The organism is Advenella kashmirensis WT001, from assembly GCF_000219915.2.
Classification (GTDB): Bacteria; Pseudomonadota; Gammaproteobacteria; order Burkholderiales; family Burkholderiaceae_B; genus Advenella; species Advenella kashmirensis.
Map to the genome: position 1 here is coordinate 3,282,281 of NC_017964.1, position 13,313 is coordinate 3,295,593.

The following is a 13,313-nucleotide window of genomic DNA, read 5'->3' on the forward strand; positions in this document are numbered from 1 at the left end:
GACCGCAGTCATGACTGCCTCAATCAAAAAGGAACTGCTGCCGTTCCCGCCCGTGCTGTGCAGCGTTATGTCGGCATCTTGATGACCTGGGCGCTATTTGTTGCCGTCGTGTTCTATTCCATCGCCCACGCCCAGGTAAACGTAGAGCTGCGCGGTTCAGGCTCTGCCAATAAATTCCCGATCGTTGTCGCTAATTTTGAAGGCCCCAATGGGGCGGAAATTGCCAATATCATTCGCGCCGACCTGACCCGTTCGGGCCAGTTCGAAGTCAAGAGCACCGGTGATCTGACACTGGGCGCCAACAGCACACCGGATTGGGCAGCCATATCCCAGGCTGGCGGCACGACCGTTGCCTACGGCACAGTCAATGGCAACAGCGTCGATTATCGTCTGGCAGATGCTGCTCAGCAGTCGCAACTGGATGCCAAGAACATTTCAGAAGCGCAAATGCGCCGACTTGCCCATAGGGTAGCCGATGCTATTTACGAAAAAACAACAGGTGTACGTGGTATTTTTGCAACGAGAATTGCCTACACCACCGGCCGCCAATTGGTCGTCGCTGACGCCGACGGAGAGGGCCGCAAGGTCGTGGCTAGTTCGTCTTCTTCGCTCATTTCTCCGGCTTGGTCTCCCGATGGCACGCGTCTGGCCTATGTGAGTTTTGAAGGGGGCAAACCCATAGTTTACGTGCAGAACCTGAGCACCGGCGGACGCACAGTGGCAGCCAACTTCAAGGGCAACAACAGCGCCCTGCGTGGTCTCCGAACGGTAGTCAGCTTGCCGTGGCGCTAAGTCAAGGGGGTATTTCACAAATTTACCTGGTCAGCGCAGGCGGCGGTTCAAGCCAGCAACGCCTGACCAACTCAGCGGAAATTGACACTGAACCGTTCTTTTTCCCTAATGGAAGTGGCATTGTTTTCACCAGCGACCGAGGGGGTAGCGCACAGGTCTATCGCGCCGGTTTAGGAGGGGGTGCAGCCAGCCGTCTGACCTTCAGTGGATCACAAAATGTTTCGCCAAAAATATCACCAGATGGGTCAAAACTGGTATATTCTAGCTTACGAGGTGGGTCATATGTTATTGCTATAAGTAGTCTTGGCTCTGGATCTGATCAGGTACTGACTTCTGGCGGCAATGATCTTTCTCCAAGTTTCGCACCTAACGGAATGCAAGTGCTCTACGCAGCAGGTGGCGGTCTCGGTATCGTCAATGCTGACGGTTCGTTCCAGGCCTCAATACCCTCGTCTGGCAATGTGACTGGTGCGGCTTGGGGGCCGTTTACAAAATAAGTTTATTTTTGACTTTGATAAAGGAAATTACCATGGGTTCTCGCATTGCAAAAACACTTGCCATTGCTAGTTTGGCTGCCACACTGGCAGCGTGTAGCTCTACTCCTGTAGACGGCACTGCTGGAGCTGGAACAGGCACTTCCAACGCCGTTATGGATCCATTCAACCCTAACAGCCCACTGGCACAGCAACGCTCTGTTTACTTTGCTTACGATAGCTATGTTGTTGAGCAGCAATACCAGCCCGTTGTTCAAATGCACGCACAATACCTGGCAGCTAATGCTAACCAGCGTGTTCGCATCGAAGGCAATACCGATGCACGCGGCAGCGCCGAATACAACTTGGCACTGGGTCAGCGTCGCTCTGTAGCAGTTGCCAACCAGCTGACACAACAGGGTGTAAGCCCTAACCAGATCGAAGCAGTCAGCTTCGGTAAAGAGCGTCCAAAAGCAGAAGGTTCTACTGAAGAAGCCTATGCTGAAAACCGTCGCGCAGACATTAACTATCAGCGTTAATCCTGCTTTGTAGGTTAAGCTCACTGCGCCGCAAACGGTTCTGCCGTTGCGGCGTTGCTGTTTTAACGGAGTCCATATGAAATTGAAGAAATCACATTCCCTGCTCATTGCCTCATCTGCCCTTGTACTCAGTCTGAGTGCCAATCAAGCATATGCGTTTGAAGACGAAGATGCTCGGCGTGCCATTCTTGACCTGCGCTCCCAGTTAAGACAAACCCAGCAAAACAACGTCGATCTGACCAATAAAATCAATAATCTGCAACAACAGATCACGCAATTGCGCGGCACTATTGAAACGGTCAACCATCAGGCGCGCATGGCTCAGCAATCGGGCCAGCAAGCAGCCAATCCTGACGTTCCTCCATCACCGCAGGTGGGTGACCCGAACGAGCAGCAAAGCTATGATAGCGCTCTTGATCTGTTCCGCCAGGGCAACTACGCGGAAGCCAGTACCGCACTGAACCGCTTCGCCCAGCAATATCCTAACAGCCCGCTGGCGCCAAGCGCTCGCTTCTATGAAGGCAGCAGCCGCTATGCGAACAAGGATTTCAACGGTTCCATACAGGGCTTGCAATCCATGGTTGCGGCCTATCCCCGCGATCCGAAAGCCGGAGACGCACTGCTTGTGATTGCCGGCAGTCAGGTAGAATTGAATAACATTGCAGGTGCGAAAGCGACCTTGCAGCGCGTAGTGAACGAATACCCAAATACCCCTGCTGCCGATACAGCCCGGAATCGCCTGGAGCTGTTCCGCTAAGTTCGGGCCCCGATTCCGTTTTTACCGAAAGGCATCCGGAAGTCGCAGGATGCTTTTTTTATTTGATGACGATGCAAAACGAATACCCGCAACATACGCTCACACTGGCCAGTACCACCCTTGCCTACCAGGACGTGGGGCAATCACCCACCTGTCTGTTGCTGGTCCATGGCTCACTATGTGACTTTCGTTTCTGGCGCTGGCAATTGCCTGACCTGTCTGCTGCCGTGCGTGTCATTGCGCCCAGCCTGCCGGGTTACCCACCAGTATCGCCCATACTATCTGATGCAGGTGCGCGCTTTTCCATTGACCAGCATGCGACGGATCTATTTGCCTGATGGACCATTTGGGCATTCATCACTTTGCCGTCCTGGGCCATTCCCGCGGCGGCCGCGTGGCAGCTGAAATGGCTTGCCGACGTCCTGATCGGGTAACGCATCTGCTGCTGGCTGATCCTGGCCTGGGTTCCGTACTGCCGGAAGACAGCATGCCCGCGCTGCCGTACCGCGATCTGGCGCTGGCAGCATATGAACACGGCGATACGGATACAGCGCTGGAAATTTTCATTGACGGCGTCAGCGGTGCCGGCACCTGGAAACGCATGGTGTCCTGGTTCAAGGCGATGACGCGAGAGCAGGCCGCCACCCTGCCACTGATCATCCGCGAGCCGCTATACGAGCTGAACCCATCTCGGATTAACGAATACGGTATTCCTGTGACACTCATGGGCGGATCGAACAGCCCGGCTCCCTTCCCCGCTATCCTGGATGCATTGCAGCAGCATTTTAGCCATGTGACACGCCATACGTTGACACCGGCCTCGCACGGCCTGAACCTGGCCCTGCCCCATGCATTCAATCAGATCATTCTTGAGGAACTCATTCCAGAAACGCCTGCCCGGTAATCGCATGCAATCTCCTGCGCCCAGAATACGTCGTTCCGTACAGCGAAAAACCAGACAGGCGTTGCGTCTGTCCAAAAAATCTTTACAGCTGCTCCTGATGCTTTGCGGCGCTGCGCTTGTTGCGCTGGTTTCCATTGGCTTTGCAATGATGGCCGACTATGCGCTGGAGAAAAATCGTGAGTGGACACGCGCTTATCCCTATCTGATCTGGTTAGTCATGCCGCTGGCCTTCGTCTTGTTACGCTGGTGTGTCATGCGCTTCGCCCCTTATTCGGCCGGCAGCGGCATTCCGCAAGTCATCGCCAGCCTGTCACTGCACCGCGACTCGCCCGGCAAACTGCGGCTGGTTTCGCTGGCGCAAGCAATCTGGAAAATTCCGCTTACCTTCCTGGGCCTGTTGGCTGGCGCGTCCATTGGTCGCGAAGGCCCTTCCGTACAGATCGGCGCTGCAGCGATGCTGGCCTGGGGGCAATGGTGCCAGAAAATTGGCCTGCCTCTTAAAGGATTCAATACACGCGAGTGGATTGCAGCCGGCGCCGCCGGCGGGCTTGCCGCCGCATTCAACGCACCGCTTTCCGGCGTGATTTTTGCCATCGAAGAGATCGGCAAAGGGCTGGATCTGCGTTGGCAACGGCTGGTATTGCTGGGCGTACTGGCTGCGGGTTTTATCGTCGTTGCGTTGACCGGCGACAATCCTTATTTCGGCAGCTTTCATTCGTCGCCACTGCACGAAAAAATGCTCTTGTGGGCATTGCTTTGCGCGGTGGTCTGCGGTGTCGCCGGCGGTATTTTTGCGCGCCTGCTAAGCAAGGGGCTGGCCGGCTGCATGCCGTCAAGCTTGCGGCATCACGTGCACAAGCATCCTTTATGGATGGCCGCACTAATGGGCCTGGTCGTGGCATTCCTGGGTTATCTGACTGCGGGCGGCGTGTTCGGCACCAGCTACGATGTCGCTAAAAATGCCTGATGATGTTGCCGCAGGATTCAGAACATTTCAGCATTGCCAAGTTGCTAGCCACGGTGGCCTCATACTGGGCGGGCATTCCCGGCGGTATTTTTACGCCGGCTCTCACGACGGGTGCCGGCATCGGCGTGGAACTGGCCCATTCTGTCAACATGCAAGAGGCACAAAGCGTATTTGTCCTGATTTGCATGGCTGCCTTTCTTGCCGCGTCTACGCAGTCGCCCGTTACTGCCTCTGTCATCGTCATGGAAATGTCTGGCAGCCAGGCCATGCTTTTCTGGATGCTGCTGGCCAGCCTGGTTGCGACGGTCGTATCAAAACAAATCTGCCCGCAAGCGTTTTATCATTATTCTGCCGGACGCTTCCGGCAATTGGCGCTTAGCGAGGACGCGCGGCAGGGCGCCGCGCCTGTAAGAGCGGTTACTGATCGCTGAAACTGCGGGCTGATGGCGACTTGAGCGTGCACTGAACCGGTATTTTCTTGCCGGTGCCCAGCTCGAAATTGACCGTGATCTGTTGCCCTGCCTTTAAATCTGCCTTGGGCTTTTCCAGCATGGCGTGATAGGAACCCGGTTTGAACGACAAGGATTGGCCTGGCTCAATGGTAACGTCGGGCACCATCGCCATGGCTGACATGCCGTTTTTCTCGGTGGTCTCATGCAGCATGCTCATGCCAAACGCATCGGTTTGAATACCTTTTAATACAACCGGTTCGGACTTGTCCTCGTTGTGCAATACAAAGAACCCGCCGGACGGCGCAACCTTGGGCAGCAGACGGATCCAGCAGTCCTGAACACGCAAATGATCAGAGCCCTTCACGGTGCTCGGCGCGCGCTCTGAGCTGGCGTGCATCGCGTGATTACCATGAGCGCCGCCGTGGCTGCCACCCTGATGATCGGCCAGAGCCAGTGTGCTATACAAAGAGGCTGTCGTTGCACCCAGTATGGTGAAAGCCAGAACTAATTTTTTCATCATTCTTCCAAACTAATAAATAAAAAAGGACAATATTACGCCGGACAAAAACACGATGGCGCCGGTTTGGTCTCGGTCATGGCTACCTGCTTGATTTAAATCAAATCAAGCCATACTAATCAAGCCATTTGGATTCAGCCACAACAGTGGGCTGCAATCATTTCTGCCGTTCATCAGCGATGATATCACTGTAGCGCCCCACATCCTGCTCATGCGCCTCATCGATCTCGCGCTCCTGCAATGCCTGCGCATACCACTGCTGCATACCCGACAAGGCCAGCATGCGTGCTACATAATCGGCGGCAGCGCCTTGCATCGGCAAACCATAGGTCTGGATCCGGAATATGACCGGCGCAAACATGGCATCGACGGCAGTAAACGTCGCCCCACCCAGGAACGGCCCGCCAAAGCGTGACAAGCCCTCGTTAAACAGTGTATTGATGCGCTCAATATCTGCCTGCAACGGCGCCGTCACGGTTTTCGGCCTGGCGCGCACCGCGCAGTTCATGGTGCAGCGTTCACGCAAATGGGCAAATCCGGAATGCATCTCGCAGGACGCCGCGCGCGCCCAGGCACGGGCTGCACGATCATCGGGCCACACACCTGCATGCGCCTCGGCCAGATACTCGGCAATGGCCAGGCTATCCCAGACAACTGTTTGCCCATCCTGCAGCACAGGCACTTTTGCACTGGGTGAAAATGCCAGGAATTGTTCGCGTTGTGCCTGGATATCGGCCTGGAACGGATGCATCTCTTCATCAAAGGCAATATCGAGTTGTCTTAGCAAGATCCACGGTCGCAGGGACCACGAGGAATAGTTTTTATTGGCAATATGAAGGATATACATGAAACTCAAACTCCCAGTAGAAAAAATGCGGATGCCCACCCCGGCACAATATCCGGGGTTGCGTCGCCGGCACGCGATACTATAGGTACCTGCCAGGCTGTAGCAAGCGCCGCTTACAAAAACGGACAGGTGCCCAAATTACAGCGTAACAGTTGCGCCCAGCGCCTTGATGAACTGTGCCATCCAGGCCGGATGTGCAGGCCATGCGGGCGCGGTGACCAAATGCCCGTCCGTTACGGCGCTGTCTACGGCGATATCCTGATAGTGCCCGCCAGCCAGCGTCACCTCTGCAGCACACGCCGGGTAGGCGGAACATTTTTTCCCTCGAATCACATCGGCAGCAGCCAGGATCTGGGCACCATGGCACACGGCTGCTATCGGTTTTTTGGCAGCATCGAATTCGCGTACAATTTCCAGCACGCGCGGGGTATTGCGCAGGTACTCCGGAGCCCGACCACCAGGGATCACCAGGCCGATATAATCGCCGGTATCTACCTGGGCAAAGTCATGGTTGATGGCAAAATTATGACCCCGTTTTTCCGAGTATGTCTGGTCCCCTTCGAAATCGTGGATAGCCGTTGCTATTTTGTCGCCGGCCTTTTTATCGGGGCAGACAGCGTGCACTTCGTAGCCAACGCCCAACAGAAACTGGAACGGCACCATGGTTTCGTAGTCTTCGGCATAATCACCCACTAGCATCAGAATCTTCCTGGACATTGCAATACTCCTGGTTGTGTGAACGAGCATTCATCATAGCGTGTTCAATGTAAAAAATTATGATAATTTCATGAACAAACGGTATAAATACCTATTCCATATTACTATTAGCTGACTCTTTTCAACGGCTTGCCTGCACTGCACGGCGGCCTCATCTGTTTAGCACATTATTTATGAATTTTTCCTCGCTGTTTGGCTGGCTCCACGACAATCAGGCCCTGATGGCCATGTTGCACGATCACTGGAGCTGGGGTATCTGCCTGGTTGCCTGATTCTGTTTCTGGAAACCGGCCTGGTCGTCATGCCGTTTCTGCCCGGTGACTCTCTGCTCTTTGCGGTCGGCGCCTTCATGGGTATCAGCGGTATCCCGCCCTTCTGGTATATGGTTATGCTGTTTGCCGCCGCAGTGCTCGGCGACTATGTCAACTACACCATCGGTCGATCACCCCTGGGCAGACTTTGATCCGCAAGGGCTGGGTCAAGCAGAGTCATATTGATAAAACCCATGCCTATTTTGAAAAGTATGGCGGCTCTACCATTACTCTGGCGCGCTTTATTCCTATCGTGCGCACCATCGCCCCGTTCCTGGCCGGGCTCTCGGGCATGGATCGGCGCCATTTCGCGTTCTATAACGTATTAGGCGGGTTCCTGTGGATATTCCTGCTGGTGCTGGCAGGTTATTTCCTGGGCCGCATTACCTGGGTGCAAGAGAACCTGTCACTGTTTACCCTTGGCATCGTGATTATTTCCGTGCTGCCGATGGCCTGGCACATTTACAAGCTGTGGAAAGAAAACCGTCAGGAAAAACAGGCAGGCAAATAACCATGACGCGCGGGCGCGTAACGTGCGTGTCGTAGCGTGTAGGCAGGCACCGTATCGCAACCCGAATAACCACGGGTTACGGTTAGGTGCCTTTTCTTTTATTACATTCCGTAATAAGATTCAAAGAAATGGTTGTTTTTCGATGACTGAAAAGCAGTCTATCTTCTTGCTTTATGCTGTAACCCTAAACTGGAGTCTGCTATGTCCACCCTATTGAAAGCCTCACTTGCTACGCTCGCGCTCGCAGCCACCGTCCCTGGCCTCACCCATGCGGCAACGCTGGATAATGTCAAACAACGCGGTGCTGTGGTGTGTGGCGCCACGACTGGCTTTGCCGGTTTTTCTGCGCCTGATGCCAAAGGCCAGTGGCAGGGCCTGGACGTTGATTTGTGCAAAAGTATTGCCGCCGCGGTTTTTGGCGATGCCAGCAAATTCAAGATCGTACCGCTGAACTCTCAGCAGCGCTTTACTGCCCTGCAATCGGGCGAAGTTGACGTCCTTACCCGCAACACGACCGTTACGCAACAGCGGGATACGGCGCTGGGCCTGATCGCTGCCGGGGTCAATTTTTATGACGGACAGGGCTTTCTGGTGTCCAAGAAGCTTGGCGTTAAAAGCGCCAAAGAACTCAATGGCGCAACCATCTGCCTGCAAACCGGCACCTCGAATGAGAACACGCTGGCAGACTGGGCCCGCGCCAACAAGGTGGAGTACAAACCAGTCGTATTCGATCAATTCAACGAGGTAGTCAATGCCTTTGCAACTAACCGTTGCGACGTCTTCTCTACCGATGCCTCGGGCCTGGCCTCCATCCGCATTTCCAAACTGTCCTCGCCGGACGATTATGAAGTGCTGCCGGAAATCATTTCCAAAGAGCCGCTGGGGCCCTTTGTACGCCAGGGCGACGACGCCTGGCTCAATATCGTCAAATGGGTCTTTCAGGCCACCGTCAATGCCGAGGAATTGGGCGTGACCACGGCCAATGTCGACGAACAGCTCAAAAGCACCAATCCCAATATCCAGCGCCTGCTGGGCGCCACGCCGGGCGCGGGCAAAAACCTGGGACTGGATGAGAAATGGGCCTACAACATTATTAAACAAGTGGGTAACTACGGCGAGAGCTTTGAACGCAATGTCGGCCAGGGCAGCCCGTTGAAAATCAAACGCGGCCTGAACGCCTTATGGACCGAAGGCGGCCTGCAATACGGGCTGCCTATTCGTTAATTGCGCTTTTGACAATCGCCGGTTTTTCCAGAAGGGCCCGCCATAGACGCGGGCCTTTTCACTGGCTGATGCAGGGGCTTGATGCCAGCGCCTGCCCAAGATCCGGGCCCTGTCCAACAGAGGGCCGCGCCAACAGCACCACTAACGCTGGCTAATAATGCCAGATATCAGAAAAACACCCGATTGGATATTGAGAATCATTTACAATCACAGCTCTGATCTACTCTTGCCGGATACGTGATGATCCAGATTGAAAACGCTGGTTTTCAAACCTCTTCCAAAACCCTGCTGCATCCGCTTACGACCCAATTCGAACGGGGCAAATTCTACGGACTGATCGGCCATAATGGTTCGGGCAAGTCTACGCTGCTCAAGTTGCTGGCGCGTGAATATATTCCCTCCCAGGGCGCCATTCTGCTGGACAATACCCGTGTGGATACGCTGTCCAATCGCCAGTACGCGCGCAAACTGGCCTATTTGCCGCAATATACGCCGGTCATCCCCGACATGAGCGCACGCGAACTGGTCGAACTGGGACGCTATTCATGGAATAGTATCTGGCGCAACAGCAACCCCGAAAATGACTCGGCCATCGCGCGAGCCATTGCCCTGACCGATACCGAGGCTTTCATGCCGGCGCTGCTCGACTCCCTGTCGGGCGGCGAGCGCCAGCGTGTCTGGATTGCCATGCTGCTTGCCCAGAATACGCCCTATATCCTGCTGGATGAACCGCTGGCGGCCCTGGACCTTAAGCATCAGCTTGAAGTGATGCAATTGCTGCAACGGCTGGCGAATCAGGAAAACCAGTGCGTGATCGCGGTCATCCACGATATTAACCTGGCCACACGTTACTGCGATCACCTTCTGGCCCTGCGTGCCGGCAGGCTTATCTATGCCGAAGCGCCCGCGGCCCTGCTCGATCAGCAAAAATTGCGGCATATCTACGATGTCGACCTCCAACTGATTAGCCATCCCGTACATCCGGGTGTGCAACTGGCCTTCAATTGAGTCGGAGCATGCCCATGCCCACTGTAATTCACCGTTGCATGCTGATCTGCGCCTGCCTATTGGCAAACGCAGTAGCCACTGGCCCGGCCGCAAGCCAGACGAACCCACCCAGGGCGGCAACGCCAACTGAGTCTGCGCCGCCCAACAGCCAAAAAAAGACACCGCAACGCATTGCCGTGCTGGACTGGACCATTGCCGAAACAATGGCTTCCATGGGAATTTTCCCGCAGCGATCGCCGAAAAAAGCAGCTATGAAGTCTGGAGCCATTCGCCGGCCATGCCGCAGAGCACGCTGGATCTGGGCATGCGCGCGCAGCCCAATCCCGACCGAATGATCCGGCTGGCGCCCGAGCTGATTCTGGCCTCGCAAGACTATGCCTTCGTCAAAGGTCTGCTGGAGCGGATCGGTCCCACGACGCTGCTGGACGTCTACACGCCAGGCCAGGATATCTACCAAAACCTGAGCGAGCTGGCAACCCGTATCGGCGAAATTACCGGCCATCCTGACAAGGCTGCACGCTATATTGCACAGGTAGGCGATCAGCTTGAAGCGATCAGCGACCAGCTGGTGCAACATCGCGGCCAGCCGGTAGCGGTCATCCAGTTTATCGATGCCCGCAATGTGCGGGTGTATGGCAAACCCAGCCTTTTTTCCACCGCGCTGGAGAAAATCGGCATCAGCAATGCCTGGACAGCGGCAGTCAATCAGTGGGGTTTTCAGAGTGCAGATCTGACCCACCTGGCCGCTTTGCCAGAGGACACCACGATCTTTATCATCAAGCCCTACCCGGCCGATCTGCCCGGAAAATTACAGGAAAACGTGATCTGGCAGGCATTGCCGGCCGTGCGCAAAAACCGCGTCATTCTTGCCGAGCCCATCTGGACGCTGGGTGGGTTGGGTACTGTGCTGCGCTTTGCGCAAACAGTCCGGGACGGCCTGCTGGCGCAGGATGCCAACGCCGGCTCGAACGCGGCTTTCCGTTTCCCCGGATATAACAAATGAGATATACACTTTCAGCAAGAACACTTGCACTTGTCAGTTGCGCAATCGCCATTGCCCTGATGGCTGCAGTCATCCTGCTCACCTCACCGGGTAGCGACGCATCGCCAGAGGCGCCGATGCAACAACTGGTGTTCTGGCATGGCATCCTGCCCAGAATGGCCATGGCGCTGCTTTGCGGCATCTGCCTGGGCCTGGGCGGCTTTATCCTGCAGCAAGTCACGCAGAACACCTTGGCTGCCCCCGACACGCTGGCCATCAGCAGCGGCGCCCAATTCGCGCTATTGCTGGGCATGATGTACTTTCCGCAGGCGCAGCTATTTGACTCCACACTGCTGGCCATGGCCGGCAGCATGGTCAGCAGCCTGGTCATCGTACTGTTTATCCGGCGCGCCGGCAGCGCCGGCAACACCCTGATTCTGATCGGATTGATGCTCACGCTGTTGCTGACCACGCTAAGTAATATGTATCTGATCCTTAACCCGGACCGTCTCTATGGGCTTATCATCTGGGGCGCCGGTTCACTCAGCCAGGACTCCTGGCAGCCTACACTGCGCACCGCCTGGCAAACCCTGTTGTGCCTGCCGCTGTCCTGGTTTCTGCTGCCCTCGCTGCGCGCCTTTTCGCTGCAGGGTACGCTGGCCAAAAGCGTCGGCGTCAATGTCCGTCTGGTGCGCATTACCGGCTTTGTGCTTGTCTCGTTTCTGATTGCAATCGTGGTAAGCAGTGTCGGCGTCATTGCCTTTGTCGGCCTGGCCGCGCCGGTGATCGCCCGTTCTCTGGGTGTGACCGATATACGCAAGCAATGGGGCTATGCAATGCTGTTTGGCGCCATGCTGCTGTCCATTACTGATTCTGCCTGCAATTGGCCACATACCTCTGGCCTAACAGCATCATGACGGGAACCGTGACGGCGCTGCTGGGTGTGCCGGTGCTGCTGTTTCTGCTCATGAAACAGCGCAGCCATACACGCCAGGAAGTAGCTCCGCTGCATGTAGGGGTGCGCCATCCTGCATCGCTGCTGCGCAAGCGCATGCTGCTGTTGATTACGCTTGCCATTGGATGTTTTGTGTTCCTGCCGCATATCACGCACGATGTCGCCGGCAACTGGACCCTGGTTGCCCAGATTGATCCGACTATCGCGTTGTTCACTGAAAATCGCACGCTAACCGCGATTCTGTTTGGCATTGCCATCGCCTGCGCCGGCACGTTGATTCAGAACATGACCAACAACAGCATGGCCTCGCCCGAATTTCTGGGCGTCACCTCCGGGACCGGACTGGGCCTGATCGGGTTAATGATGCTGGTGCCCGCGCCCTCGCCGGTGCTGTACCTGGTCTGCGGCATTGGCGGCGCGTTTGCCAGCCTGCTGTTTGTCATGCTGATCAATGCGCGCAACCAGTTCCAACCCGAAAAAATCCTGCTGACCGGCATGGCGCTCACGCAGCTATTCAGTTCGCTGCTGACCCTGACCCTGGCCAGCGGCATGCAACAGATCCAGCAGCTGTTGATATGGATATCCGGTGATACCTACATGAGCCTGCTGCAGAACGATCTGCCCATGCGCTTTGCCATTGTCGCTTTGCTGGTCATCCTGGCCTGCATGACACGACGCCCCTTGAGTCTGCTGCGTCTGGGAGACCCCATCGCCCGCGCCACCGGCCAGCGTCCCATGCTTACCCGCACCCTGCTGTTTCTATTGATCGCAGCATTGACTACGCTGGCCTCCATTACCATTGGCCCGACCAGCTTTGTCGGGCTGATTGCACCACATCTGGCCCGCTCCATGGCTTTCACGGGTTGCGCACGCAAATGCTGGCCTCCTCGACCATTGCCATTATTATCATGTTATGTGCCGATCTGCTCGGCAGACACATTATGTTCCCCTATGAAGTTCCCACCGGCCTGATTGCCACCTTCATCGGCGCCGTCTATTTTCTTTGGCAGTTTACTCGAAGGCAGAAGGCGTAATTCCGGTATCATTGCGTGCCATGGACACATTGCCACCGTTTGTTCTATTTGATGACGCCGTTACCCGGCAGGCCACGCTGCTGGAGGCGTTTGTACGCTCAGACACCGTCGCTCCCGCACAACTGGCAGACCTGGATATCGTGCTGGCGCGCGGCTGGGCACAGGCACTGCACCCGGCTATTTTCATTCCCTATGAGTTCGGCGTGGCCGATGCCGAACAGGCAGCGCAGCGCGCAGGCGCAGCCATGCACATCCATTGGTTTTCACAAGCGACAACGCTATCGGATGAGCAGATTGAGCACTGGCTGATCCGACAGGCGCAT

General features: G+C 55.8%; 16 protein-coding genes and 2 pseudogenes. 14 read left to right on the forward strand and 4 right to left on the reverse strand.

Annotated elements, in window-relative coordinates; translation table 11 throughout:
• The first annotated feature begins 81 nt into the window (after positions 1 to 81).
• The 6 genes and pseudogenes from tolB to TKWG_RS15450 all read left to right on the forward strand — a co-directional run bounded on the left by tolB (position 82) and on the right by TKWG_RS15450 (position 4,863).
• Positions 82 to 1,289: pseudogene (tolB, locus tag TKWG_RS27225) on the forward strand (Tol-Pal system beta propeller repeat protein TolB).
• A 32-nt stretch (positions 1,290 to 1,321) separates the two neighbouring features.
• Positions 1,322 to 1,804 (forward strand): peptidoglycan-associated lipoprotein Pal, encoded by a 483-nt coding sequence (gene pal / locus TKWG_RS15435; RefSeq protein WP_014751723.1) that lies wholly within the window; start codon positions 1,322 to 1,324, stop codon positions 1,802 to 1,804.
• A 76-nt stretch (positions 1,805 to 1,880) separates the two neighbouring features.
• Complete coding sequence (gene ybgF / locus TKWG_RS15440) at positions 1,881 to 2,561, forward strand: tol-pal system protein YbgF (protein WP_014751724.1); 681 nt, start codon at positions 1,881 to 1,883, stop codon at positions 2,559 to 2,561.
• Between the two features lie 65 nt (positions 2,562 to 2,626).
• Positions 2,627 to 2,899 carry an alpha/beta fold hydrolase gene (locus TKWG_RS21790; protein WP_014751725.1) on the forward strand — a complete coding sequence of 91 codons (273 nt, stop codon included), beginning with the start codon at positions 2,627 to 2,629 and terminating at the stop codon, positions 2,897 to 2,899.
• A complete protein-coding gene (locus TKWG_RS15445) occupies positions 2,899 to 3,465 on the forward strand; it encodes an alpha/beta fold hydrolase (protein WP_014751726.1) in 567 nt (188 codons plus the stop codon). The genes TKWG_RS21790 and TKWG_RS15445 overlap by 1 nt, the downstream gene beginning before the upstream one ends.
• Before the next feature lie 4 nt (positions 3,466 to 3,469).
• Positions 3,470 to 4,863: pseudogene (locus TKWG_RS15450) on the forward strand (chloride channel protein).
• On the opposite strand, the gene TKWG_RS15455 reads toward TKWG_RS15450, so the two are convergent.
• The 3 genes from TKWG_RS15455 to TKWG_RS15465 all read right to left on the reverse strand — a co-directional run bounded on the left by TKWG_RS15455 (position 4,850) and on the right by TKWG_RS15465 (position 6,965).
• Positions 4,850 to 5,404 (reverse strand): copper chaperone PCu(A)C, encoded by a 555-nt coding sequence (locus TKWG_RS15455; protein WP_081489310.1) that lies wholly within the window; start codon positions 5,402 to 5,404, stop codon positions 4,850 to 4,852. The pseudogene TKWG_RS15450 and the gene TKWG_RS15455 sit on opposite strands and share 14 nt — an antisense overlap.
• A gap of 154 nt (positions 5,405 to 5,558) precedes the next feature.
• Complete coding sequence (locus TKWG_RS15460; protein WP_014751728.1) at positions 5,559 to 6,248, reverse strand: glutathione S-transferase family protein; 690 nt, start codon at positions 6,246 to 6,248, stop codon at positions 5,559 to 5,561.
• Between the two features lie 138 nt (positions 6,249 to 6,386).
• Complete coding sequence (locus TKWG_RS15465; protein WP_014751729.1) at positions 6,387 to 6,965, reverse strand: DJ-1/PfpI family protein; 579 nt, start codon at positions 6,963 to 6,965, stop codon at positions 6,387 to 6,389.
• 301 nt (positions 6,966 to 7,266) lie between these two features.
• Between TKWG_RS15465 and TKWG_RS25225 the strand changes: the two genes are divergently transcribed.
• The 4 genes from TKWG_RS25225 to TKWG_RS15480 all read left to right on the forward strand — a co-directional run bounded on the left by TKWG_RS25225 (position 7,267) and on the right by TKWG_RS15480 (position 10,019).
• Positions 7,267 to 7,428 carry an SNARE-associated domain-containing protein gene (locus TKWG_RS25225; protein ID WP_014751730.1) on the forward strand — a complete coding sequence of 54 codons (162 nt, stop codon included), beginning with the start codon at positions 7,267 to 7,269 and terminating at the stop codon, positions 7,426 to 7,428.
• Entirely contained in the window at positions 7,425 to 7,787 is a 363-nt protein-coding gene (locus TKWG_RS25230) for a VTT domain-containing protein (RefSeq protein WP_014751731.1), read from the forward strand. The genes TKWG_RS25225 and TKWG_RS25230 overlap by 4 nt, the downstream gene beginning before the upstream one ends.
• Positions 7,788 to 7,988: 201 nt before the next feature.
• Positions 7,989 to 9,011, forward strand: a complete 1,023-nt coding sequence (locus TKWG_RS15475) for an amino acid ABC transporter substrate-binding protein (RefSeq protein ID WP_014751732.1) — start codon at positions 7,989 to 7,991, stop codon at positions 9,009 to 9,011.
• A 240-nt stretch (positions 9,012 to 9,251) separates the two neighbouring features.
• Positions 9,252 to 10,019 carry an ABC transporter ATP-binding protein gene (locus tag TKWG_RS15480; protein ID WP_014751733.1) on the forward strand — a complete coding sequence of 256 codons (768 nt, stop codon included), beginning with the start codon at positions 9,252 to 9,254 and terminating at the stop codon, positions 10,017 to 10,019.
• A gap of 28 nt (positions 10,020 to 10,047) precedes the next feature.
• Here TKWG_RS15480 and TKWG_RS15485 read toward each other — a convergent pair whose 3' ends face one another.
• Complete coding sequence (locus TKWG_RS15485) at positions 10,048 to 10,233, reverse strand: hypothetical protein (protein ID WP_014751734.1); 186 nt, start codon at positions 10,231 to 10,233, stop codon at positions 10,048 to 10,050.
• Between the two features lie 18 nt (positions 10,234 to 10,251).
• On the opposite strand from TKWG_RS15485, the gene TKWG_RS15490 reads away from it, so the two are divergent.
• Genes TKWG_RS15490 through TKWG_RS27230 form a run of 4 tightly spaced genes read left to right on the forward strand, consistent with a single transcriptional unit; the run spans position 10,252 to position 12,990 of the window.
• Positions 10,252 to 11,022, forward strand: coding sequence for an ABC transporter substrate-binding protein (locus TKWG_RS15490; protein ID WP_407636931.1), 771 nt, complete (start codon positions 10,252 to 10,254; stop codon positions 11,020 to 11,022).
• Positions 11,019 to 11,918, forward strand: a complete 900-nt coding sequence (locus TKWG_RS15495; RefSeq protein ID WP_014751736.1) for an iron chelate uptake ABC transporter family permease subunit — start codon at positions 11,019 to 11,021, stop codon at positions 11,916 to 11,918. Before TKWG_RS15490 ends, TKWG_RS15495 begins: the two co-directional genes overlap by 4 nt.
• Positions 11,915 to 12,928, forward strand: a complete 1,014-nt coding sequence (locus tag TKWG_RS15500; RefSeq protein WP_014751737.1) for an iron chelate uptake ABC transporter family permease subunit — start codon at positions 11,915 to 11,917, stop codon at positions 12,926 to 12,928. Before TKWG_RS15495 ends, TKWG_RS15500 begins: the two co-directional genes overlap by 4 nt.
• Complete coding sequence (locus TKWG_RS27230) at positions 12,880 to 12,990, forward strand: hypothetical protein (RefSeq protein WP_407636932.1); 111 nt, start codon at positions 12,880 to 12,882, stop codon at positions 12,988 to 12,990. Before TKWG_RS15500 ends, TKWG_RS27230 begins: the two co-directional genes overlap by 49 nt.
• The last annotated feature ends 323 nt before the right edge of the window (positions 12,991 to 13,313 follow it).

Coding starts and splice junctions, on each gene's coding strand:
- TKWG_RS15455 (WP_081489310.1), bottom strand. CDS start 5,404: ATGATGAAAAAATTAGTTCTGGCTTTCACCATACTGGGTGCAACGACA.
- TKWG_RS15485 (WP_014751734.1), bottom strand. CDS start 10,233: ATGGAAGCCATTGTTTCGGCAATGGTCCAGTCCAGCACGGCAATGCGT.
- TKWG_RS15475 (WP_014751732.1), top strand. CDS start 7,989: ATGTCCACCCTATTGAAAGCCTCACTTGCTACGCTCGCGCTCGCAGCC.
- pal (WP_014751723.1), top strand. CDS start 1,322: ATGGGTTCTCGCATTGCAAAAACACTTGCCATTGCTAGTTTGGCTGCC.
- TKWG_RS25225 (WP_014751730.1), top strand. CDS start 7,267: ATGCCGTTTCTGCCCGGTGACTCTCTGCTCTTTGCGGTCGGCGCCTTC.
- TKWG_RS15460 (WP_014751728.1), bottom strand. CDS start 6,248: ATGTATATCCTTCATATTGCCAATAAAAACTATTCCTCGTGGTCCCTG.
- TKWG_RS15495 (WP_014751736.1), top strand. CDS start 11,019: ATGAGATATACACTTTCAGCAAGAACACTTGCACTTGTCAGTTGCGCA.
- TKWG_RS15445 (WP_014751726.1), top strand. CDS start 2,899: ATGGACCATTTGGGCATTCATCACTTTGCCGTCCTGGGCCATTCCCGC.
- TKWG_RS15480 (WP_014751733.1), top strand. CDS start 9,252: ATGATCCAGATTGAAAACGCTGGTTTTCAAACCTCTTCCAAAACCCTG.
- ybgF (WP_014751724.1), top strand. CDS start 1,881: ATGAAATTGAAGAAATCACATTCCCTGCTCATTGCCTCATCTGCCCTT.
- TKWG_RS15500 (WP_014751737.1), top strand. CDS start 11,915: ATGACGGGAACCGTGACGGCGCTGCTGGGTGTGCCGGTGCTGCTGTTT.
- TKWG_RS15465 (WP_014751729.1), bottom strand. CDS start 6,965: ATGTCCAGGAAGATTCTGATGCTAGTGGGTGATTATGCCGAAGACTAC.
- TKWG_RS21790 (WP_014751725.1), top strand. CDS start 2,627: ATGACGATGCAAAACGAATACCCGCAACATACGCTCACACTGGCCAGT.